This window comes from Bradyrhizobium commune (assembly GCF_015624505.1).
Classification (GTDB): domain Bacteria; phylum Pseudomonadota; class Alphaproteobacteria; order Rhizobiales; family Xanthobacteraceae; genus Bradyrhizobium; species Bradyrhizobium commune.
Genome location: NZ_CP061379.1, coordinates 3,272,134 through 3,293,631 on the forward strand (window position 1 = coordinate 3,272,134; position 21,498 = coordinate 3,293,631).

The following is a 21,498-nucleotide window of genomic DNA, read 5'->3' on the forward strand; positions in this document are numbered from 1 at the left end:
CGTTCATTCCGCTGCGCGTGCATCGCCTGGCTAGGAGATTGCACTCGTAGCCATCGCCGGCGTCCGGCCATGCGCTGTTGCGACCTCGGAGAGCACCCGGCCAAGCCGCTTGGCCGGGATGCTGATCTCGAACCGCCGCAGAAAGCAATCGCGGGCGGCTTTGCGCATCGCGTCCTTCTCGGGTTCGGCCAGTGCTGCGAAGCGAGCAAGCAGGTCGCAGACCCCCGCGGCGTCATCGGTCGCGATCAGGCCGGCAGCGTCAGATTTGACCTCGCGCCAGATGTTGACCTTGTCGGTGATCAGCACCGGCTTGCCGGCTGCAAGTGCCTCGGCGACCGCGACGCCAAAGTTCTCTTGATGCGATGGCAGCACGAAAGCATCGCAGGCGCGCAGCGCGCCCCATTTGATGTCCCCAAACACCGCGCCGGGCCAATGGATGCGACGTTCAATGCCGGCAGCGCGGGCCTGATCCTCGAGTTGGCTGCGCCAGCCGACCTGGTCCGGGCCCGCGACGACCAGATCAAGCTCGGGGTGCTCGGTCGCGATCCCTGCAAACGCGGTGACCAGCAAATCACAGCCCTTCTTGGGATGGATTCGACCGAGAAAGAGCAGAAACGAGCGGTCGCCGAGCGCAGGCAGGGATTTGCGGAAAGCGCCGACCTGGTGCGCGGGATCCCCCACGATGTCCGCGGTCCCGTAGCCGACAATTCGCTCGCTGGCGCGATATGGCCAGAACGTGTTGCGGGCGCGGCGCATCTCGTCTTCGGTGGTGAACAGCACGGCGTTCGCGTTTGCAAGCAGCGGGCCTTCGCAAAGCGGCCAAAGCGCCTGCTTCAACGCATGCTTCAAGCTCCCGCGAGCCCACGGATCGAGCATGCCATGAACGAACACGGCGTAGGGAATGCCGGATTGTGGCAGCACCTGCCGCGCCCCGAACGTTGCATAATTCCAAAGTCCGTTGACGACCACGATATCGTAGTTGCCGACATGCGATTTCAGCCACGGCACGAATTTCGGCGCATAGCCGTAATGCGCCCACAGCCAGTTCAACGGGCCGGATGGCTTGCTCAGCATCCCGCTCCCGACCGCGAAGGTCGGCACCGGACATGCGCCGACCCAGCCGTCGTCCGGGGCGTCGAGACTGACGATATGTGTGTCCGTAGCAAAGGCACGCCGGGCCTCCGCTTGGCGAAGCAGGCCCTCGATGGCCCCGCCACCGCGAGGGTCTACTGACGCAATGATCTCGAGAACGCGCAATGACGGCTTCATTGATGGCTTCACATCCAGATATGATCCATACAATATATGGATGAGATGAACGATATCAAATTGATCGCCGTCTTATCAAGGATCACGCGGAATGACGTCGGTCGCGCGTCTGAATTCATCAGACTGTCAACGAGCGCTGCCATCACCGTGCGCTGGCGGCACTTGCGGACCCGCCGGAAGCATCGCGTCTCCGAATGCCAGAGCCACACAAGCTGAGAAATGTTCCGGCAGGGGATGCGATCATGAGCGACGCAATGACGCCCAACGCACAGCTCGGGTCAGCCTCGATAGAACAATCGCCTTCCATCCTTGAGACGGTTCTGGATATCTGGCAGCGCACGACGGGCCCGAAGGGACAGCAGCCGAACGCAGATCTCCGCCATATCGGGATCGGTGTCAGGCGGGTGGTTCGCTTGCTGGATGAAATTGAAGAGGCGCTGGGCAAGAGGATTCCGATCGGCACCGCGTTGAGGCTGGGCACGCCGGACGCCATTGCCGAGGCTATCGCGACCGATCGGTGGCCCGAGCCTTCGCCGCTGCTGCTGCTGAAGGATGGCGACGATCGTCCGCCGCTCTATCTGATCGCAGGCGTTCGCGGGACTCTGTTTGAAGTCGTCGCGCTGGCGCGGGCGTCATCATTCCCCGGCAAGATCTGGGGACTTCAGCCGCCCGGCTTCGAGGGCGACGCGCCGCGCTTCGAGTCCATCGAAGCGACCGCGGCCGAGTTTCTCGAACATCTCGTTGGCGATCGTGCCGCGCCGGTCAATCTCGTCGGATATTCGATGGGAGGCGAGATCGCGATCGAGATGGCAAGGGCACTGCGTTCGGACAATCGAAAGCTTGGATTGATCGGACTCATCGACACCAACGTCGTGGAAAGACACTGGTCGCTGACGACGCGACTGCGCTATGCGGCACGGCGCTCGCAGTTGCGGGTCTTCGGGCTGTTCCAGGCGCCATCGGGGCAGCGCCTTGATAACTTGCTCAATATCGTGCGTCCGCTGATCCGTCGCCTGATCGGTCAGTTCACCTATGATGCAGAATTCACGCGCTACTACGAATCCGGGCTCGACGACAGGATCAAGGTCGTCAAGGATCTCGCACTCGTGGCCTACGAACGCTATGTGCCGCCCGTCGTCGATTTTCCTGTCGTTCTGTTCAAGTCGTGGGAGTCGGCCAAGCGGGATCTCGTCGATCCCGTCGAAACCTGGCGGCCGAAGATTCCCGAGCTCGAAGTGGTGGAAGTCGATGGCACCCATGCCAACATGATCTTCCCGCCATTCGTGCGCGGGCTGGCATCCGAGATCGCCGCTCGCCTATTGTAGGCATTGTCCCGCGACGAATTCACAAACCCAAATCTGCGCAACGCCGGGCGCAAGCAACGCGCGTCATATCCTCAGACGAACGGTACAAAAAAATGCACCCGGCCGAAGCCGGGTGCAGGTGCCTCGTTTGAAGGAGGCCTTGTACGGTCAGATCAGGCGCCCGAGCGGGTCTTGCAGACCGGGTTGGCCGAATCGCCGGCGTTGCCCATCTGCGACGGGCCGCCCGTGATGAGCGGGATGATCGGATCGCGCCAGGCGTTCGGGATCGGCGAGAAGCCCTGCGACTTCAGGATCGCAGCAGCGTGCGAGTCGTAGTAGTGGAACCCGATGTAGTTCATCATGTTCTGGAAGGTGCCGAGGCCGAGGCCGCTGTCACGGGTCTGGCTGTAGCACTGATAGAAGTCCAGCCAGGTGAAGCCCGCGATCGGGTACGAGCTGGGGGTGGCCGGGTTCGGAACCTGGGACTGCGAGCTCCAGTTCAGGGGGTTCGCAATCGCATTGGCGTCCGGCAGGATCGGCGTGACGGCAGCCATCGCGTTGTTGATGCGGGTCGGCGAGGGCCACTGGAAGGCACCGGTGGCGTTGTCCACGTCATACTGCGACTGGACGTTGGCAACCTGCATGCCGGTCGAGAGCACCGGCTGCGAGAAGTCGGTGGTGGAGTAGCCGATTGCACCGTTGGTGCTCTCGATCGCGGTCTTGACGCCGCCGTTGGTGGAGGCACCAACGAACACACCGCCGCCCGGGTTGTTGTTGAGCGGCTGAGCCGGCGAGCAGGTGTCGTTGGTGAAATCCGGCCAGTTGATCAGATTGTTCGCTTCATAGAGAGCGTCGGGGCAGGCCGTATTGACGCGGGCGCTGAAACGGAACTCCCACGAGCGAGTGGTCGGAGAAGCGGTGAGCGCATCGGCCGTGTTGAGCGGACCGGTGACGCCCTGGCACTGACGATAGAGGGCATTGGTGAAGAGGAAGTTGGTGCCGCTGCCGTCAGCGCGGTGGATGACCTTGATCTGACCGGTGCCGAGAGCAACGTTGTTGTTGGCCTTGGTCAGTTCGGGGTCGTTCCAGGCGGTGATGTGGCCGGTGAAGATGCCGCACAGCGCCTTGCGGGTCAGGTTCAGGCCGGTATAGTTGCCCGGATAACCGAACGTGGCCTTGTCGGAGGTCGCACCCGCCGGAACGGCGTTGGCGATATTGAGGGTGGTGCCCGCACCGTCCTTGCCGTTGAACGCGATCACGACAGCGCCAGCCAGAGCCGGCATCTGGATGATGTTGCCGTACTTGGCATTGTTGCCGGTCGCAGTGTAGTTCGCCGCATCGGTCGAATTCCAGATGTCGTCGCTGCCGACGAACTGCACCGACGGATAGCCGTAGTGATCGGTCCAGCCGGGAATCCAGCCCGAAACGATCGGGAGCGCAACGGCGGGCGCGGAGCCGAAGCCGGTCCCGTTGGAGGAGCCGTCATGGGCAATGAGCGCGCGCTTGCCGCCGCCCGAGCCAACCGGAACGTAGAGGATCTGCATGAACAGGCCGCTCGAGTCGCCGGTCCCGCTGCCGCAGGACGGAGAGATCGGATAAGCGGGCTCGAACGTGCCGGCGGGAATGCTGCCGATGGCGGGATAGGGCCAGGTCGGGCCGGCGGGATTGCCGTCGACTTGGACGGAGTGGCAGTCGAAGAGATAGCGATAGACCGGGGCAGGGAACGACGCACCTCCCGCGTAGACCAGCTGAGCTTGGGCCGGCGCAGCCAGGCCGCAAGTGCCGATGGCGGCCGAGGCCAGCAAATACGCTTTCCAGTTTCTCATTAGAGACTCCTGTTCGATTTCTAAGGTCCCGACCTTCTCCCCCAGCGGGCATCGTATCGGGTGCGGCGGACCCTAGTCAGGCTTTGTTATGCTTTAACGTTACATTTGTGAAAACGATAACATCGTCAAATGATACTCGTCGAGCGCGGCGCTCTTGTTGGTTGAGTGTGTGTTGCGGTGAAATCTTCCGACCGCATCAAAGACGAAATACTGCTGCAATTCGCTTTGATTTCACGCAAATCGCGCCGCGATCCTGCATGATGTGCTGATCGCGACAGCCCGCTTCGCGACGACTGAAAAAACATCATGACAACGTTTGATAACATAACTGGAGTCGATAGTCACAAATCATTCTTCCCTGCATTATATTAGCGTCAGGCTTGGGTCATTACAGACGCATCCTGGTCCTGCCGAGCGGGCACGACCAGTTGCAGTTGCGGGAGCATCACGCCGTCACGCTGCTGCTGTGCAGTCTTCGGTGATGCATTTCTAAATCTGATCGAGGGTATGATGGTTCTCAATCGTGTTCGCCGCCAACAGTCGTCTGGCGTGTATTCTCGAATGGTGGTCGGACTCGCAGTCGCGACGAGCCTTTGGGCCGCGAGCGGATCGAGCCGCGCCCAGTCAAGCGACACGGTTCTCGCCAAGGTCAGCGACCTCATCGTCGCCAAGGTCGACGACATCGTGATCGACGGCCGCGACTACGCGCTGGCGCAGCAGATGTTCGTGCATGATCTGAAGGGATTGGACGAGAAGGCGCGTCACGATTTTCTGGTCCAGTACCTGATCGACGTCGCGCTGATGTCGCGGGATGCGCAGAAGAGGGATCTGAAGGTGGATGAGGCTGCCCTTCAGCGCAACTTCGACTTCATCCGCAAGAAGGCGCTGATGGAAAGCTGGCTGGGCACCGTCGGGCAGGGCGCGATCTCGGAAGATTCCGTGCGCGCGGCCTATGAGCAGGCGGTCAAGGACACCAGCGAGCCCCAGATCCGCATGCGGACCATGCTGTTCAAGGTCGACGCCGCCGGCGATGAGAAGGCCGTCAAGACCGCAGAGGAGCGCGCCAACGAGGCCGTCGCCCGCGTCAAGAAGGGCGAGGAGTTCACCAAGGTCGCAGAAGACATGACAGGAACGTCTTTGCCGGCCACGCTCAAGGAAGCGGGTTATCAGAGCCGCCAGCAGATGAAGCCGGAAATCGCGAAGGTCGCGTTCACGACCGACGTGGGAAGCACGACCGCCCCTATCCGCACGGAGCAGGGTTGGGAAGTCGTGAAGGTCGAGGACAAGCAGACGCGAAAGCCGCTCGACTTTGACATCGTGAAGAGTCAGTTCGCGATGGTCGTGGCGCGGAAGGCTCAGCTTGCGGCCATGGAGAAGCTGCGGTCGGAGGCGAAGATCGAGCGGATGGATATCCCCGAGCCGCCGCAGGATCAGGCCGCCAAGACGCCGAATGACGCCGCCAAGGCGAAGACGTCGAACTGATGGCGGTCGCGCCGAACGACAGCCGTTGAGGGACGATCGCGCCGAAGCTCAGCGGCTTCGGTCGATCGTTCCAGGACTATTCGGGAACAGGAATTGCTAGTGAAGCCACGGTTGTCGCAGGCCGCGAATATCGGGCTTCTGTTCGGCGGATACGGCTTCGGGCAGGGAGCTGTGTTCCTGACCCAGACCTGGCTGATCGCCGCTGGCGAATATCGTCTGCTCGCCTCGTTCGGGACCCATTTTCTGTTTGCCGTCCTCGGCAGCCTCGCGGTCGATGCGGGCTCGAACACCACGCTGGCGCGCCACGCGGCGTCTGCTTCCGGGAGTGCTGCCAAGGAGCTTTCGCAAGCCTTCTGGAATGCGAGCGTGTTTCGAATGCTTCTGGCGATGGCTCTGATCGTCGCGGCAAGCATCTATGCGTTTGCTTTCGCTCCGGATGGATTTTCTCGAAATTACGTGCTGTTTGCGGCGCCCGGTCTGCTGTTCGTCGCCTGCAATGCGGCCGGATTGCTGGACGGATTCAAGTTCAGCGGAATCAGCGGGACCAGCGCTGCGTTTCCCTATGCGGTCTCTGCGCTCGTTCTCATTGCGACGAGACACGCTTCGCCCGATACCGCGGGCGCGGCGCTCGGCGCGGCTTTTGCCGGCGGATCCTTGCTGATGGTCGTGGTGCAATGGATCGCGCTCGTCAAACTCGGCTGGCGGCCACATGCGCCGACCACGACGATGCGCGGTCTGCGAAGGGCGGCGCGGGAAGGCGGGGCGATGCTCTGGGTCCTCTTGCCGCCCCAGATCTATGGCCGCGCGCAAGTGGTCCTGAGCGCGACCTATTTTGGTGCCGAGACAACCGCTCTCTTCCTCTACGCCAAACAGGTCGCGACTGGGGCGCTTCAGATCGTGGCCTTCGTGCAGCGGGTCGAATTCCCGACCCTGGTCGCATGCTTGTCCGGTCACAACGAAAATCCGGTGGGAACTGCCCTCCGCGTTCAGAAACTGGTGGCTGCCACGGGAATTAGCTTCACGGCGGCAGTGTCGGCGGCCGGATTGATCGCCGCCCAATTCCCGGGAAGCAAGTTCAGCGCCGTCGCGCCACTCCTGAGCGCGTTCGCCCCGACCATCCTGACGGTGACCGCGGTGGTCATGATGATGCAGGGGCTGGCCGCAACCGGAGCCTATGAGGGCCTCGCGGTCGACATCACGGTCTTCCACCTGGTCGGGGTTGTGGCGAGCTACGTGTTCCTGAGCAGGCTCGGCGTGTATGCATTCATTGCGGCCGATATCCTGTCGACCCTGCTTGGCGTCGTGCTGCTCGCGCTGCGGCTGGGCAGGTCGAAGCAGCAGGTTGCGGCGATGGGGCAGCAGCCATGACCGCCATGACCAGCGCGGAGATGCGCGGCTTCGCCGACAGGCCGGTGAGGCTGCGAAGACATCGGCTCTTCGCCCCCGCAATGCGCATGAGGCTGGCCTTCTTCGTCGGCTATTACGCCCTGAACGTGCTGTTCGCGGCGGACAAATTCGTGGCCGCGCTGACATTTCCCGCCTTCCTGATCTGTTGCTACAACGTCGCCCGAATTGCGGGGCGCTACGCAACCGTCGAGGACATGCTGTGGCTGCTGATGTACGTGTTCTTCGTCATCGCGCCCTGTCAGACGTTGAGGTTCGGACATTTTGAGAATGAAGGACCGGTCACCGGGCTTTTTTTCACCAATACGGAAATTTCAACCGCCTTCATCATCATCATCATCTTCCTCCTGTCCGCGACCGTCACGAGCATCCTGATCAGGCGGCTCGTCACGGCGGCGGAGCCGGTGCGCTACCGGTTGAAGGTCAACGTGTTGCCCGTACTGCTGGTCCTCAGCGTCTTCGGCTTTGCCGTGTTCGTGGTTGCGCAAGGCGGTATCGGAAATGTCCTTGCGGATCGATATTCCAAGGAATTGTCTGACGACGGCGCGGTGGGAACTGCGGGCATTTCCGCACTCGGGCTACAGATGGTCGCCTGTCTCCTGATCGCGGTCTATGCGAAGTGCATGCCTCGTCGGCGGAGCGCCGTCGTCGTCATGTCGACGTCAATTGCGCTCGCATTGCTCTTCGTTGCTCAGAATCCGTATAACACGGCGCGATTCGTTTTCCTGATCGCCTGGCTGCCGATCGTTCTGGTTTTCATCTCCGGGAAGCTCGGCATCAAGACATTTTATCTCGGCGTGGTGATCGGCCTCGTCGTCCTCATGCCGATGCTCAATCTCACTTCCAGATCCGGCGCCTCGTTGGCCGAGGCGATCGAAGCCGTCGACGTCTCCAGCGTGCTGACGATCCCGGGCCTCGACGTGCTCGACATGCTCGTCTACGAGGTGCGCTATCTGGAACTCTCGGACTTCTTCTGGGGCGGAAAGACGCTGGGTCTGATGTTGTTCTTCGTGCCACGCAGCCTCTGGCCGGGAAAGGAGACGGTGCTGGCGGGCGATATGGGGGGCGCGCTGGCCGACCTCGGGACGGCAGCAACCCCCAACCTGTCGGGTTTCGTGGCGGGCGACTTCTACGCCGACCTCGGCATGGCCGGCGCTGCGATCGGCGCCGTTTTGGTATCGTTCCTGCTCACATTCTTCGGGAGCAAGCGAGCGGTGCTGGTGCACGGCTTGGATCTGCGCGCGTTCATTTTCATGGCCTCGGCACCAATTCTCGTGCGCGGCTCGCTGGGCTCCGTGGTCTCGCTCACATTCGTCGAGATGGTCGCTCTCGCGGTGCTGACCCGCATCCTGTGCCGACGGGTCGTGACGGACCGCGACGGGAGCCGCAAGGGGCGAGGGAAGTCTCATTGATAACATGACTTTCCGGGAAGATCATAAAAGGGACGGCGCAACGTTATGATTTCGCGGCGATGTCACCAATCACGTCTATTGAGCGTGCCGCGGGCGATCGATTTCCCGGCGATCGTTTGGGCAGCCGCGACGAGCGTGGCCGCATAACGGCTAGGAGATGGGTATGGAACAGCTCGAATCGATCTCTGGATATACCTTTGACGATGCGGAGCTGGACGTATCGCACGACATTCTCTTGCCGTGCCTGCTTGCCGTCATCGACGAGCGCGGCGGCAAGGGAACCCGCGTTATGGATCTCGGCTGCGGCAACGGATCGGTCACTGAGCTGCTGCATCGCCGCGGTCATTCGGTCGTCGGCGTCGACCCCTCCGAATCCGGCATCCGGTACGCGCAACAGAAATATCCGCATCTCCAGATCGACCGTGGCTCGGCCTACGATCCCATCGCCGAAAAATATGGCCAGTTCGACTTCGTCGTCAGCCTCGAAGTCGTCGAGCACCTCTATAATCCACGCAAATTCGCCGCCACCGTGCATAGTCTGCTCAAGCCGGGCGGCACCGCGATCATCAGCACGCCCTATCACGGCTACTGGAAAAATCTGACGATGGCTGTCACGGGCCGGCTGGACCATCATTTCACGGCGCTGTGGGATCACGGGCACATCAAGTTCTGGTCGTACAAGACACTTCGTATGCTGCTCGAGGAAGCCGGTCTCCGCGACGTTGAATTCCACCGTGTCGGGCGGATACCACCGCTGGCCAAATCGATGCTCGCCGTCGCCCGGAAATAGAACGAGGCCATCGGGCTGCTTCATCTTGAAGCCGTCGTAACAGACCTCGCGAGCCTGTACCGGGGGCGCAATCGCATGTTTCGATCGTTGTGCATCGCATTTGCGCTGATTGTCCTCGCGGTCGCGGACGCGGATGCGCAGCCGCATATGTTCTGGTTCAACGATCCCGTTGGTCCGGATGACACAGTCATCGTCACGGGATCACAACTCGATGCCGTCACGGCGATCAGCATCAGCCGTGTTCCGGACGGCGCCTCAGGCGGGGACGGATCCGCCCCGCGGTCGGTGGAGTTGATCCAGCAAGACGCGCAATCCGTGAAATTTGTCGTGCCGAAGGAGTTTGCCCCCGGGGTCTACCGGTTCACGTTGACTTATCCGCAAGGCGAGAGCGCTGCCCTGCTCAACAGACCGACCATCTATTGGGTGCAGACCAGCCTTGGCGACACGGTCTCGCCGGGCGGGGAAGTGCGCATCTTCGGTCGCAATATTGTCCGGAGGCTGGATCGGGCGAAACTCATCATGGTTCCAGAACGCGCGGGCCAGCCCGTCACGTTGAGTCCGAGCGCAGGGAATCTCTGGCACGGACGCTTTCGTCTTCCGGATACGGTGGCGCCCGGCGACTATCGTCTGCGCCTCTCGAACGGTAACGGCACCGACGAAGACGTCGTCGATGCAGAACGGATTCACGTCGTTCCTGCCGTCGCGGAGACAGGCGCAATTTTCAACGTGCGCGAATATGGCGCATTCGGCGACGGCGTCATCAACGCGTCGCGGGCCGTCAGAGCCGCGATCAGCGCGGCTCAACAGGGCGGCGGCACCGTCTATTTTCCCCGCGGCCGGTATTTGATAACGGGCCCGCTCATGATCCCGCCCCATGTGACGCTCAAGGGCGAGCGAACGGATCTTGTCAATCTGGTCTGGTCGGATGTGGAAGATCCACCCGAGGCGCTGATTGCAGGCACGTCGCATTTCGCGATCGAAGACCTGACGATCTATGCCTCGCGGCATCGGCATATCGTGGCGGGTGGGTTTTTGAACGGAGTTCCGATCCCGAATGCGTCCGACATTGCTCTCCGGCGCGTGCGTATTCGCGCCTCGGCCTTTCGCGGCCATACAACTGCCGAGCAAACCTATCAGCGGATGCTGAAGATCGAGCAGCAATATGGACAGTTTCTGGATACGATCCGTCTGACGGGCGATCGGTTGACTGTCACCGATTGCGATGTCGTTGGATCGGGCCGGTCGCTCTATCTGCTCAAGGCGAGCAACGCCGTGATCTCCGGCAACATTCTCAACAACGGTCGGTTGGGATGGTATTCATTCACCGGGGTCAAGCGGGTCATATTCGAAAATAACACCGTCACCGCCGCAGACCTTCAGGGCACCGGTGGATCGATCAATACGCTTTCGCCCGATGTGACCGGATCGGAGAACGTGTTCTTCGCCAACAATATTTCCAAGGCGATATACGGCTGGGACCGCGAAGCGATCTCGAGTGACGGCGGCGGTGGCTTCTATTTCGGTCCTGCCGTGAGCGTTGCGCCGGACCAGCTATCGTTACCGGGGCCGGCGAACGAACATGTCATCGCAACGACCTGGGTGGGGGCCCTCGTCATGGTTGTGGATGGGCTCGGGGCCGGCCAATTCGCGCGCGTCGTCCGCTTCGATCCGGCCGGCAACAATGGGCCGATGTCGGTTACGCTCGACCGCAAGCTTGCGGTCGACCTCGATGCGACCTCGGTCGTCACCGTGGTTCAGATGCATCAGAACTATCTCATTGTCGACAACACATTCCAGGATGTCGGCGTCGCCGCACAATTCTACGGCACCGGCCTGAATCATGTGCTTGCCGGAAACGTCGCCACGCGAACTGGCGGTTTCTTCGACCGCGGAATGACCTATCACCATTTTCAGCCCAGCTGGCAGGTCCAGCTCCTCAACAACCGGATTACCGAAGGCAACGCCTACCAGGCGGGGCCGGATCGCACGATCGCGTCCGGCGAAGCCTTGATCGCGGTTCAGGCGGTGCGCTCGCTCGGTGTGTGGAACCTGCCGCCGTTGGTTCGCGGCGTGATCGTGCGCGGTAACCGGATGGACAACGACTCTCATATCGAAGTGACCGGTGTCACGCCGGCCTTCCCGGGCGTACGTGACGTTGTGATCGAGGACAATGTTATTGGAGCGTCGCGTGTTGGCTTGGTGATCGACCGCGGGGTGTTGTTGACCACTGAACGGCGCAACACGGTCAATGTCATCGACAGGTGACCTCCTCGGCGCGCCGACCCGGTCGAATTGCCGCGGAACCTGCCGCGAGGGACGCGGCATCTGTGACGCGCAGATGACGCAATGGGGGTTTGTTTTATTTCGCCGAAGCAAGGGGGAGCACGTCTCATATCTGGGCACCTGACGACCGGCTTTGGCGGGGCATCGGGTGGCCCGAGACACGCGTGGTCACGCGGCAGGCAAGCAGTCGAGGATTTGGACGGGGGCGCGTCGATGGCGCCAATCCCCGGCGGACAACGATGGATATTCGAACGGTCGTGCCAGCCAATCCAATCGATCAGGCGGAGCGGGAAGATCTCGACGACGCGATCTCCGTGTCGGACCTCGTCGAGAAGATCTGGGGCTTTTTCCGTCGTCAGTACCTGGTCTTTCTGATCGTCACCGCCTGCGCGATCGGTCTCGGCGTGGCCTATCTCCTGACGACGCCGGCGCGTTACACAGCGCATGCAATGGTGCTGATCGACTCCAGCAAATTGCGGGTGCTGCAACAGCAGCAGACGTCATTCGCGGACACGCCGCTCGACACCACTCAGGTCGAAACCCAGGTCGAAGTCCTGAAGTCCGACGGCGTCGGAATGTCCGTCGTGAAAGAGATGCATCTGGCGGAGGACGCTGAGTTCGCCGGATCTGGCGGAAGGTTTTGGGGGACTGATAGTTCGACGCAGAGCCTGGAGAGCCGGCAGTCGCAGGCTCTGGACGCAGTTTTGCGTCAGCGCACCATCACCCGCGTCGGCCGCACCTATGTGCTCGACGTCGCCTTTACCTCGCTGCGTCCCGATCGCGCCGCTGAAATAGCCAATGGGATCGGCGAGGCCTACATCGTCGACCAGCTCGAGTCGAAATACCAGGCCACAAGGCGAGCCAGTAAATGGCTCCAGGATCGGATCGCCGAACTGAGGGAGCAGGTTTCAGCCGTCGACCGCGCCGTGCTCGACTACAAGGAAAAAAACAAGATCGTCGACATCGCTATCGCCTCGTCGTCCGGAGGAGCCAACACCAGCACGCGATCGCTGGAAGAGCAGCAACTCGGCGAGATCACGAGTCAACTGAGTACAGCGCGCGGGACCAGCGCCGAGGCGAAGGCGCGGCTCGATCGCATCCAGGATATCCTGAAAATGGATATCCCCGACGCGTCCGTCGTGGATTCGCTGAAAAGCGAGATCGTCATTCGGTTGCGCAATCAGTATCTCGACCTGGCCCAGCGTGAGGGTATCCTGTCGCAGCGCTACGGGAGCGACCATCAGGCGGCGATCAACGTGCGGGCCCAGATGGAGCAGGTGCGCCAATCCATCACCGACGAGCTGCGCCGTATCGCTGAAAGCAACAAGAGCGACTATGAGATCGCCGTCGCACGCGAGCAGTCGCTCAAGAACAAGCTCGCGGACATGGTCTCGGATGCGAGGCTCACCAACCGCGAACGCATCGGCTTGCGCGAGCTCGAGAGCAATGCCCAGGCCATTCACGCGATCTACGACAGCTTCCTCCAGCGCTACATGGAGGCGATCCAGCAGCAATCGTTTCCGATCACGGAGTCCCGCGTCATCAGCGCGGCGACGGCGCCCAAGCAGAAGAGCAGCCCGCGCACATCCGTCGTGCTTGGTGCCGCCACGGTTCTGGGGCTTGCGCTCAGCCTGGTGATCGCCGGCTTGCGCGAGGCGCTCGACCCGGTTTTCCGCAGCACGCGCCAGGTGCGGGAAACCCTCCAGGTCAAATGTCTCGCCGTGGTGCCCTTGCTGGACGCTCCGCCGCGATCGCGTTTGCCGGCGCCCTTGCGGCGCTATATCGGGCTGGACGCCGTGCCGCCTGGCGGAGCGGATCCGCTGTTGGGCCGCGCGGTTCTCGATCCGTCGTCGCTGTTTGCGTCGGCGTTCCGCTCGATCAAGGTCGCGGTCGACGTCAGCACGGCCGGTCGGCGGAGCAGGGTCGTCGGCGTGATCTCGACGCTGCCTGACGAGGGAAAATCGACGATCGCCAGCAACTTCGCCGAACTGATCGCACATGTCGGCAAGAAGGTCATCTTGGTCGACGGTGACCTTCCCAATCCGACGATCAGCCGGGCCATGGCCCCGGATGCGGCCAATGGCCTGCTCGAAGTACTCGCCGGCGAGGTCGCGCTGCACGATGCACTCCGCACCGCGCGCGGGCTCGACTTCCTCCCGACAATCCTCGGGTCCAGATCGGCTCAGGGCAGCGAGCTTCTCAGCTCGGAGGCCCTGAAAATGCTGATCGAGCGGTTACGCGAGACATATGACTATATCATCATCGACCTGCCGCCCCTTGGTCCCGTTGCTGAAGTCCGGGCGACGGCAGGCATCGTTGATACATACGTCCAGGTGATTGAATGGGGCCGGTCGCGCAAGAACACGGTGCGGCAGCAACTGCTCGGAGCTCCCGAAATCTACGAGCGGTTGCTCGGTGTCGTCCTCAACAAGGTCGATCTCAGGGAGTTCGGGCGGCATGAGATGCTCGACGACGTCGCCAGCAGCCACGGATACTATTGAACGCCGCAACCGTCTCGCGCGCGGTCACGTCTCGGAACGGGGCCGCCAGCTACCCCCGACCAGTCGAGCTTGCGGCTGCCGCGTGCGGGGTCGGTAGCGTGAGCGGCCGTCGCGCCATTCGTTCATGCATCGCTCGGAGATTGCTGGCGCAGGCCGCGATCTCCTGCTCGGCCCGCTGTCGTAATGCGGCGTCGAGAAACAGCTCGGTCAGTGCGGCGTCGAGCTTCACACGAGTCAGGCCGTCGCGGCTCTTGCGACGATCGAGCGGGATTGCCGCGGCGGTGCCGCAGGCCTCTGCCGCGTCGCAGTCGATCAGCGCGGCCAGTTCGTTGTAAGTCAGCCAGATCTGAGGCACGACGGATTTTTCCCCTTGGTCCGCGGCATATTCGGGGGCAGCCCTGATTTTTCCTTTAATTTCGTGATTGAATTTGCGATGCAGGCTCGAGGGGGATGCGGCAGCCTGAGTCTAGGGGAATTTTCTGGTGCTAACGGTGTGGTGCTGACACGGGCATCGGGAGCGCCGGCTGGGGGCATCGGGCGGGCGCAAGTTAACCATCGTCACGTCGATGGTGAAGTGGTGGCTTTACTGCGGGGACGATCCGCGTCAAGCCTAACCACCAAGAACACGTTAGCCAACCTTTCATAAGTATGTTGAAAAGGTTAACTAATTGCGCTTATTAGTGTGAAGTGAACATTGGCCGGAAAGGGCGGAGATGGTCGGCAGGAGACATGATTCGCGGGAGATTTCGGACAAGCTGGCTCAGGCGGATCAACTCGTGGCCAGAGGCAAGACGCAGCGCGAGATATCAAAAGCGCTCGGCGTGAGCATCATGACATATCATCGCTGGAAGAAGATGGTCAAATCCCCGGAGTCGGCGGATGGCGCAGGCAGCGAGATGACCATCAGCTTGAGCGCGCCGCGCGAGGCCTCTTCCGAAGAGACCATCAAGCGCCTCGAAGTCGAAAACGCGCAACTGCGACGTCTTGTAACCGACATGTTGCTGGAGAAGCTCAAGTACGAAGAGCAGCTTCGTGCACGTCAGAAGGGCTAGGGCTTGATCCCCAGGCTGATCCCCAAGGGGGGAGGCAAGGGCAGCGGCGCGAGATCGGTGACCGGTTTGGCCTGCGCGCTGTTGAACGACACCCAGACATTCGGGTCGGCGGCGCTCTGCCGCGACAGATAGCGGTAGCTGGTCTCGTACCAGAACAGGATTTCCGGCGTCAGGTTGTCCAGGATCATCTCGCCGCGATCGGACCGGACCGTCAGGACGGCGTGACGCTCCTTCTCGTGCCCGCGCTCCTCGACGACGGTGATCAGAAGCGCCCCCAGCGGCCAGCCGGCCTTGGCGAGCAGCCGCCGCTTGAGCAGGACCATGTCCTCGCAATCGCCGCGGTCGAGCGGATAGGCCCAACGCTCAGCTTTCCCGTAGAGCTCTGCATCGCTGGTCCATTGCACGCGGTCGTTGACGTATTTGTTGATCTCGTAGAGCTGCTGGAGCAGATCCGGCGTCAGCGTCACGTCACGCGCCTGATCGGCCTCCGGCTTGCACTCTTCGGCACCGGTCGCGCAAAGCTGCAACCATCCGTTGGGCGCCTTCGTGGCATTTCCGATTGCGGCGAACAGCACCGGACGGCCGAGGAAGGCGTGGGCCGGCGAAACATGCAGCGGGGCGATCGCGGCGAGCGCAGCGGCTGCCATCACCCAGGCGCGAAGCCGGGTGGCGTGTCGTCTCTCGCTGCTGAAATTCGCCATGCCCGTCCCCCATCGGCGTCCGGATGGGAGGCTCGCAGACACACTTCGCGATCCCGCTAAGCGATTGCTTCAAATTGTATGGATCTCGGCGAAAGGCGCCGGGCAAAGCCGGCCATGGTGTGATTTGGATTAAATCGCAGGCCCTTCCGGGCGCGCACCTCGAGCCTTAGAGGTTTCCGGCAACCGATTGACATCACATGGGATATAGTCGAGCCCGGTGCGCGCCGGGGCTTTAGCCATATTCCTCGCCTATGCCGTATTCCTTGTAGATCTCGAGCGGGTCGGTCTCTGGAAACAGGCGGCATTTGGCCTGGGCGAGATGCAGGCTCACCGCCGCCGGCTCCTTGCCGTTCGCCAGCATTTTTCGGATATCATCCATATGCGCGCTCGGCTGGTGTTTCGGCGCGAGCTGCTCCAGCGCGACCAGCGCGGTCGCGAGCGCCTCGGTCAGAACCCAGTCGTCGTGGCCCGTGATTCCCTTCTTCGGCATCGGCAGACCCCACATGCGGGTGACCGTGTCAGTCTACTGTAGCTTCCGTTGAATCTCCATCGAGCCGCGCGCGCGGAACAAGCCGACCGCTGTCCTCGCTTGCATTATGGTCGCGCGTGGCTAAAAGGCGGCAATTGCGCTGGCGTTCGTATCTTTGTTGAAACAAAGTTGGCGTAGAGGGGCCTCGCGCGCCGCTCAGGCCGGCTGTTCCGGCCTGCAATCCACATCTCTGAATTCGACAAAGCCAAACGGTCGTACCGCTCAAGGCTGGAGCCACATGGTCTTTCTTAGCTTCGTCTATCGCTTCCTGACCAACTTCGCGTTCATGGCGCTGGTCTATTTCAGCCTGAACTTCATGGAGAAGTATCCGAACCGGGCGATCCTGGCGATCCTGGTGCTGGTCTATTCAGGCATGCGCGCGGCCTCGACGCTGCGGGCGTTCTACTTCTTCCAGAAGATCGAGAAGCTCGAAGCCGAGACCAGGCGCCTCCAGGCCCCGATCAATGACGGCTCGGGCGGAACGAGCGCGCGCAAGCAGATCGTGATGGATGTCGCGCGGCTGCGCCGCGACGGCGAGCTCAAGTCCTATATGGACCTGTTCTTCCTGGCGCTGATCGTGCTGCTCTGCGTCGCCGCCATCATGCGGCAGTAAGGATTTACTGCGCGCGCTTCTTCAGGCTGGCAAGCCGTGTCGGATGCGGCGCGGCGCCATTCGCCTGACTCTTGGCCTGCGCCGCGTGTTTCGGCGCGGCGTGCGCAGCATGCGCGGTCTTGCGTCCTTGCATCTTGCCCGCCTTGCCCCTGGCCGCACGCGGCGCTTCGGCCGCCATGGCGACACGCGTCGCGGCCCGCCGCGACAAGGTCGTCGACAGCAGCACCTCGATCGAGCCTTCAGGGATGGCGAAGAGATCGCGGTCCGGCACCGGCAGGGTGGCCGCGACATCCGCACGCGCGACGGTCTTGCGCGGAAACAGCGGCTGGTAGGCGGCTTGCGCATTGAGATCGGCGAGGTTCGGGGCCGGAAGCGTCACGGTCTGCGCGAACACGAAGTTCGGCACCGCCGGCCAACGCGCAATCGGCGTGGTTTCGCTCGGCGGATGCAACAACCATTCGACCGGCGTGGTCGGCGTCGCCGGCCGGTCGGCGGTCGCGGGCACCACATGGACGATGCGATAGCCGCGCGCCTTCAGGTCGCGGATGATTTTCGGCAGCGCCGCCACGGTGCGGGCCTGGATGTCGTGCAGCAGCAAAATGCCCTTGCCCTTGGCCTCGAGCCGCTGGATCGCGAGCTGGTAGACGCGGTCGGGCGACACGTGCCGCCAGTCGTCGGCAGGGAAATCGGCGCTCCACACCTGGATGCCGCGCGAGATCAGATAGTTTTCCACGCCTTCGGCGCGCATCAGGCCGGGAATCCGGAAGAACGGCGCGAGCTGGGACGACGGATCGGTCATCGCCGCCGAGGTCCACTCGATGCCGCCATTGATCTCGGTCTCGGCCTTCTCGATCGGCATCCGGTCAAAGGTCAGCGGATGGTTCATGCTGTGGGTGCCGACGGTGTGGCCGGCCGCGACCAGCTTGCGCACGCCTTCCGGGCTCGCCTTGGCCTGGCCGCCGATGGTGAAGAAGGTCGCCTTGATGCATTCGTCGGCCAGGATCTTCAGCACCTGGTTGGAATATTTCGGCAGCGGACCGTCGTCGAAGGTCAGGACCACCTCGTGGTCTTTCAACGGCAACGTCTCGCGGTACTGCATGGTGCCGATGCGCGGATGCTCGCGCGGATCGACGACAAGGGTTCGGGAGGTGCCGAGCGCATCGGGATGGCCGGGGCATTCGGCCGCGAAGGCTGCCGGCGACGCCGTCGTCAGCAAGCCCAGAAGCAGGACGGCCCACGATCGCGTCCGAAAAGCAACGCTACTGCCGATCATGAACCTCGTCTGCCCTCATATGCGACTGGCGCCATAGTAGGTCGGGGATGCCTGAAAACGGTTCAGGCGCAAAACCCCTGTCATCATTGCATGGACTAGCATGAACAGAATGTTAATAGGGCCCAAATCACCCCATTTTGCCGTGGCGTGACATTCCGGCATCAATGCGCGTCGGCATTCTTCTGCGGCGGCGGCGCGCCTTGCGGCACGATGTGGACCACGCGAAAGCCGTTCTCCCGCAAATACCGCAGGAAAGCCGGCATGATCGCGGCCGTGCGCGCCTTGGGATCGTGGAACAGGATGATGCCCTTGCCGGCCGCGGCGACCCGCTCGGTGATGAGCTTCAATTCCTGCTCCGGCGTCATCTCGTTCCAGTCGCTGGCCCACAGATCAGCCCCGAACACGGCGATGCCGCGCGCCTGAAGCAAATCGAGCTCGGCAGGCGTTGCTTCGAAATAGGGGAAGCGGAAGAACGGCGTCGAGGGCGTCGTGGTCGAGGTCCCGTGCAGTGCCAGCTCGTCGGCGGCGATGCCGCGGTCGATCTCGCTCTTCGCCTTGTCGAACGGGATCCGCGCCATGAACGGATGCGACCAGGTGTGGTGGCCGATGGTATGGCCCTCGCGCGCGATGCGCTTGACCATGTCGGGGTGCTCGGAGGCGTGCAGGCCGATCAGGAAGAAGGTCGCGTGCACGCATTCCTGCGCCAGCGCCGCCAGGATCTTCGAGGTGGTCGGCGGGTGTGGGCCGTCGTCGAAGGTCAGCACGACCTCGTGATCGGCGAGCGGCAGCGTCTGCGGAAAGCTCTTCAGCCCGACGCGGGGCGTGGTCTTGGCGTCGACGCTCAGCAGTCGCGAGGTGCCGAGCGTGTCCTTGCGCGGACAGTCCGCGGCCTCGACTGGGGCGCTCCCGATCAGGGCCGCGAGGATCGCGCCCAGCATGATCGAGGTCCGTTCCAGACGATGCATCTTTGCCATTGCGCTCGCGATTGCCTTGTGGGTATTGCCTGACCGTCAGCCCGAACCAATCGATCCAACCTGTCAAACGGCGAGGCGCACCATGGATGAACAGATGGACGGTGCGGCGTCCGCCGAAGCTTCGGTACTCGACCACGTCCCGATGCGCAATGAAGACGGCGAAATTCGGCACGAGTTCGTCGAGGAAATCGCGCATGCGATCGAGGCCGGCGACAGCGCCGCGCTGCGCGCCTGCGTCGCCGAGCTGCACGAGGCCGACCTCGGCGATCTGATCGGGGCGCTCGCGCCCGACGACCGCGTCCGCCTGGTCGAATTGACCGGAGCCGATTTCGACTTCTCCGCGCTGAACGAGGTCGACGAGACCGTGCGCGATGAGATCCTCGACGAGCTGCCGCCGGAGACGGTGGCCGAGGGCGTCCGCGAGCTCGAATCCGACGACGCGGTCGAACTCCTGGAAACCCTCGATCAGGACGAGCAGGAGGAGATCCTCGAGAAGCTGCCGCTACGGGAGCGCGTCGCGCTCGAGCGCAGCCTGCTGTATCCGGAAAATTCCGCCGGCCGGCGCATGCAGACCGAGTTCATCGCCGTGCCCCAGGATTTCACGGTCGGGCAGGCGATCGACTACATGCGCGATACGCCGGATCTCCCCGATCGCTTCTACGAGATCTATGTCGTCGACAAGGACCAGCACTGGCAGGGCGCGGTTTCGCTCGACGTCCTGCTCCGCGCCCGTCGCCCGGTGCCGCTGACCGAATTGACCGATGAGGATCGCCGCCGCGTCTCCGTCCTGGAGGACCAGGAGGAAGTCGCGCACATGTTCGGCAAATACAACCTCGTTGCCGCGCCGGTGCTCGACACCCAGGACCGCCTCGTCGGCGTCATCACCGTCGACGACGTCGTCGACGTCATCGAGGAGGAGGCCGACGAGGACCTCAAGGCGCTCGGCGGTGTCACTAGCGACGAAGAGCTCTCCGACACCGTGTTCACCATCGCGCGCGCCCGCTTCAACTGGCTGCTGGTCAACCTCGCCACGGCCTTCCTCGCGTCCTCCGTGCTCGGCCTGTTCGAGGGCCAGCTCGAGAAGATGGTGGCGCTCGCCGTGCTGGCGCCGATCGTGGCGAGCCAGGGCGGCAATGCCGCGACCCAGACCATGACCGTCGCGGTGCGGGCGCTCGCCACCCGCGAGCTCGGCTCCTCCAACGCCTGGCGCGTGGTGGTGCGCGAGACGACCGTCGGCCTCGTCAACGGACTCGCCTTCGCCGTGATCACGGGCATCGCCGCGGTGGCCTGGTTCAAGATCCCCGGCCTCGGCATCGTCATCGGGCTCGCCATCATCTGCAACCTCGTCGCCGGCGCGCTCGGCGGCATCTTGATTCCGATGGCGCTCGAGCGTGTCAGGGCCGATCCGGCGGTCGCCTCCGGCACGTTCGTGACCACCGTGACCGACGTGGTCGGCTTCTTCTCCTTCCTCGGCATTGCGACGCTGTGGTTCGGGTTGAAGTAACGGTTCGTGTCCCGGGCGCGCTGCAACGCCCTTCAGCGTTGCTGCGCAGAACCGGGACCCAGAAAGCGGCACGGTACGCTGCGGCGAATGGGCCCCGGCTCTGCGGCGCACCGCGAAGGCGCGCTGCACCGCGTCCGGGGCACAGAGGCCTTCATCTTTAATCCGACCTTAAGCGTGCTGCCGCATCATCGGCCGCGCTTGGGGGAATGGGCATGCGGTTGCGGCTGAAGGCGGACGGACGGATCGTCGAGTTGCGGGACGGGCAGGAATGTCCGATGCCGCCCGCGGCCAGTGCGGCGCCGGCCGAGGCCGGTTCGCTCGCGGTGCGCGATCTGCGCCGCCGCGCCTGCCTGACCCAGATGGAGTTCGCCGCCAAGCTTGGCGTACCCGTCGAGACCATCCGGAATTGGGAGCAGGGCAAGCGCGCCCCGCGCGGACCGGCGCGTGCGTTGCTCGCGGTGATCGCGCATGCGCCCGACACCGTATTCCAGGCGCTCGCCAAAGCCTGACACGAACCTCCCGTTAGCATTGCGCTGAATATCCGGCCCGGCATCCGTTGGCAGCCTGGCGGGGCGGGTCCA

18 protein-coding genes are annotated in these 21,498 nt (G+C 62.9%); 11 read left to right on the plus strand and 7 right to left on the minus strand.

What is annotated here, in order from left to right; genetic code table 11:
• Positions 1 to 30: 30 nt before the first annotated feature.
• A complete protein-coding gene (locus tag IC761_RS15335; protein ID WP_246791527.1) occupies positions 31 to 1,269 on the minus strand; it encodes a glycosyltransferase in 1,239 nt (412 codons plus the stop codon).
• Between the two features lie 242 nt (positions 1,270 to 1,511).
• On the opposite strand from IC761_RS15335, the gene IC761_RS15340 reads away from it, so the two are divergent.
• Positions 1,512 to 2,594, plus strand: a complete 1,083-nt coding sequence (locus IC761_RS15340) for a thioesterase domain-containing protein (protein ID WP_195804033.1) — start codon at positions 1,512 to 1,514, stop codon at positions 2,592 to 2,594.
• 152 nt (positions 2,595 to 2,746) lie between these two features.
• Here the strand turns inward: IC761_RS15340 and IC761_RS15345 are convergent, their stop codons facing one another.
• Positions 2,747 to 4,399: a substrate-binding domain-containing protein gene (locus IC761_RS15345; RefSeq protein WP_195804034.1), complete on the minus strand. Its 1,653-nt coding sequence runs from the start codon at positions 4,397 to 4,399 to the stop codon at positions 2,747 to 2,749.
• Positions 4,400 to 4,960: 561 nt separating this feature from the next.
• On the opposite strand from IC761_RS15345, the gene IC761_RS15350 reads away from it, so the two are divergent.
• The 6 genes from IC761_RS15350 (at position 4,961) to IC761_RS15375 (ending at position 14,271) form a co-directional block, all read left to right on the plus strand.
• The gene (locus tag IC761_RS15350; RefSeq protein ID WP_195804035.1) at positions 4,961 to 5,881 is read left to right on the plus strand and encodes a peptidylprolyl isomerase; all 921 of its coding nucleotides are present in this window, start codon (positions 4,961 to 4,963) and stop codon (positions 5,879 to 5,881) included.
• Positions 5,882 to 5,980: 99 nt separating this feature from the next.
• A complete protein-coding gene (locus IC761_RS15355; RefSeq protein WP_195804036.1) occupies positions 5,981 to 7,249 on the plus strand; it encodes a hypothetical protein in 1,269 nt (422 codons plus the stop codon).
• Positions 7,246 to 8,697, plus strand: coding sequence for a hypothetical protein (locus IC761_RS15360; protein WP_195804037.1), 1,452 nt, complete (start codon positions 7,246 to 7,248; stop codon positions 8,695 to 8,697). Before IC761_RS15355 ends, IC761_RS15360 begins: the two co-directional genes overlap by 4 nt.
• A gap of 163 nt (positions 8,698 to 8,860) precedes the next feature.
• Positions 8,861 to 9,487, plus strand: a complete 627-nt coding sequence (locus IC761_RS15365) for a class I SAM-dependent methyltransferase (RefSeq protein ID WP_195804038.1) — start codon at positions 8,861 to 8,863, stop codon at positions 9,485 to 9,487.
• A gap of 75 nt (positions 9,488 to 9,562) precedes the next feature.
• Positions 9,563 to 11,752, plus strand: a complete 2,190-nt coding sequence (locus tag IC761_RS15370; protein WP_195804039.1) for a glycosyl hydrolase family 28-related protein — start codon at positions 9,563 to 9,565, stop codon at positions 11,750 to 11,752.
• A 257-nt stretch (positions 11,753 to 12,009) separates the two neighbouring features.
• Positions 12,010 to 14,271, plus strand: a complete 2,262-nt coding sequence (locus IC761_RS15375) for an AAA family ATPase (RefSeq protein WP_195804040.1) — start codon at positions 12,010 to 12,012, stop codon at positions 14,269 to 14,271.
• A 49-nt stretch (positions 14,272 to 14,320) separates the two neighbouring features.
• On the opposite strand, the gene IC761_RS15380 is transcribed toward IC761_RS15375, so the two are convergent.
• A complete protein-coding gene (locus IC761_RS15380; protein ID WP_195804041.1) occupies positions 14,321 to 14,626 on the minus strand; it encodes a hypothetical protein in 306 nt (101 codons plus the stop codon).
• Between the two features lie 358 nt (positions 14,627 to 14,984).
• On the opposite strand from IC761_RS15380, the gene IC761_RS15385 reads away from it, so the two are divergent.
• A complete protein-coding gene (locus IC761_RS15385; RefSeq protein ID WP_195804042.1) occupies positions 14,985 to 15,323 on the plus strand; it encodes a helix-turn-helix domain-containing protein in 339 nt (112 codons plus the stop codon).
• Here IC761_RS15385 and IC761_RS15390 read toward each other — a convergent pair.
• Together IC761_RS15390 and IC761_RS15395 are read right to left on the minus strand one after the other, a co-directional pair.
• On the minus strand, positions 15,320 to 16,024 hold the full coding sequence (locus IC761_RS15390; RefSeq protein WP_210338534.1) for a transglutaminase-like cysteine peptidase: 705 nt from the start codon (positions 16,022 to 16,024) through the stop codon (positions 15,320 to 15,322). The genes IC761_RS15385 and IC761_RS15390 overlap by 4 nt on opposite strands.
• A gap of 232 nt (positions 16,025 to 16,256) precedes the next feature.
• Positions 16,257 to 16,514, minus strand: coding sequence for a hypothetical protein (locus tag IC761_RS15395; protein ID WP_195804043.1), 258 nt, complete (start codon positions 16,512 to 16,514; stop codon positions 16,257 to 16,259).
• Positions 16,515 to 16,791: 277 nt separating this feature from the next.
• Here IC761_RS15395 and IC761_RS15400 point away from each other — a divergent pair, with 277 nt between their 5' ends.
• Positions 16,792 to 17,166, plus strand: coding sequence for a hypothetical protein (locus tag IC761_RS15400; protein WP_195804044.1), 375 nt, complete (start codon positions 16,792 to 16,794; stop codon positions 17,164 to 17,166).
• Between the two features lie 4 nt (positions 17,167 to 17,170).
• On the opposite strand, the gene IC761_RS15405 is transcribed toward IC761_RS15400, so the two are convergent.
• Together IC761_RS15405 and IC761_RS15410 are read right to left on the minus strand one after the other, a co-directional pair.
• Positions 17,171 to 18,439, minus strand: coding sequence for a polysaccharide deacetylase family protein (locus tag IC761_RS15405; protein WP_195804045.1), 1,269 nt, complete (start codon positions 18,437 to 18,439; stop codon positions 17,171 to 17,173).
• Positions 18,440 to 18,600: 161 nt separating this feature from the next.
• On the minus strand, positions 18,601 to 19,413 hold the full coding sequence (locus IC761_RS15410; RefSeq protein WP_195804046.1) for a polysaccharide deacetylase family protein: 813 nt from the start codon (positions 19,411 to 19,413) through the stop codon (positions 18,601 to 18,603).
• An 82-nt stretch (positions 19,414 to 19,495) separates the two neighbouring features.
• Here IC761_RS15410 and mgtE point away from each other — a divergent pair, with 82 nt between their 5' ends.
• Positions 19,496 to 20,917 carry a magnesium transporter gene (mgtE, locus tag IC761_RS15415; protein WP_195804047.1) on the plus strand — a complete coding sequence of 474 codons (1,422 nt, stop codon included), beginning with the start codon at positions 19,496 to 19,498 and terminating at the stop codon, positions 20,915 to 20,917.
• A gap of 206 nt (positions 20,918 to 21,123) precedes the next feature.
• On the plus strand, positions 21,124 to 21,426 hold the full coding sequence (locus tag IC761_RS15420; protein WP_195804048.1) for a helix-turn-helix domain-containing protein: 303 nt from the start codon (positions 21,124 to 21,126) through the stop codon (positions 21,424 to 21,426).
• Positions 21,427 to 21,498 lie beyond the last annotated feature (72 nt).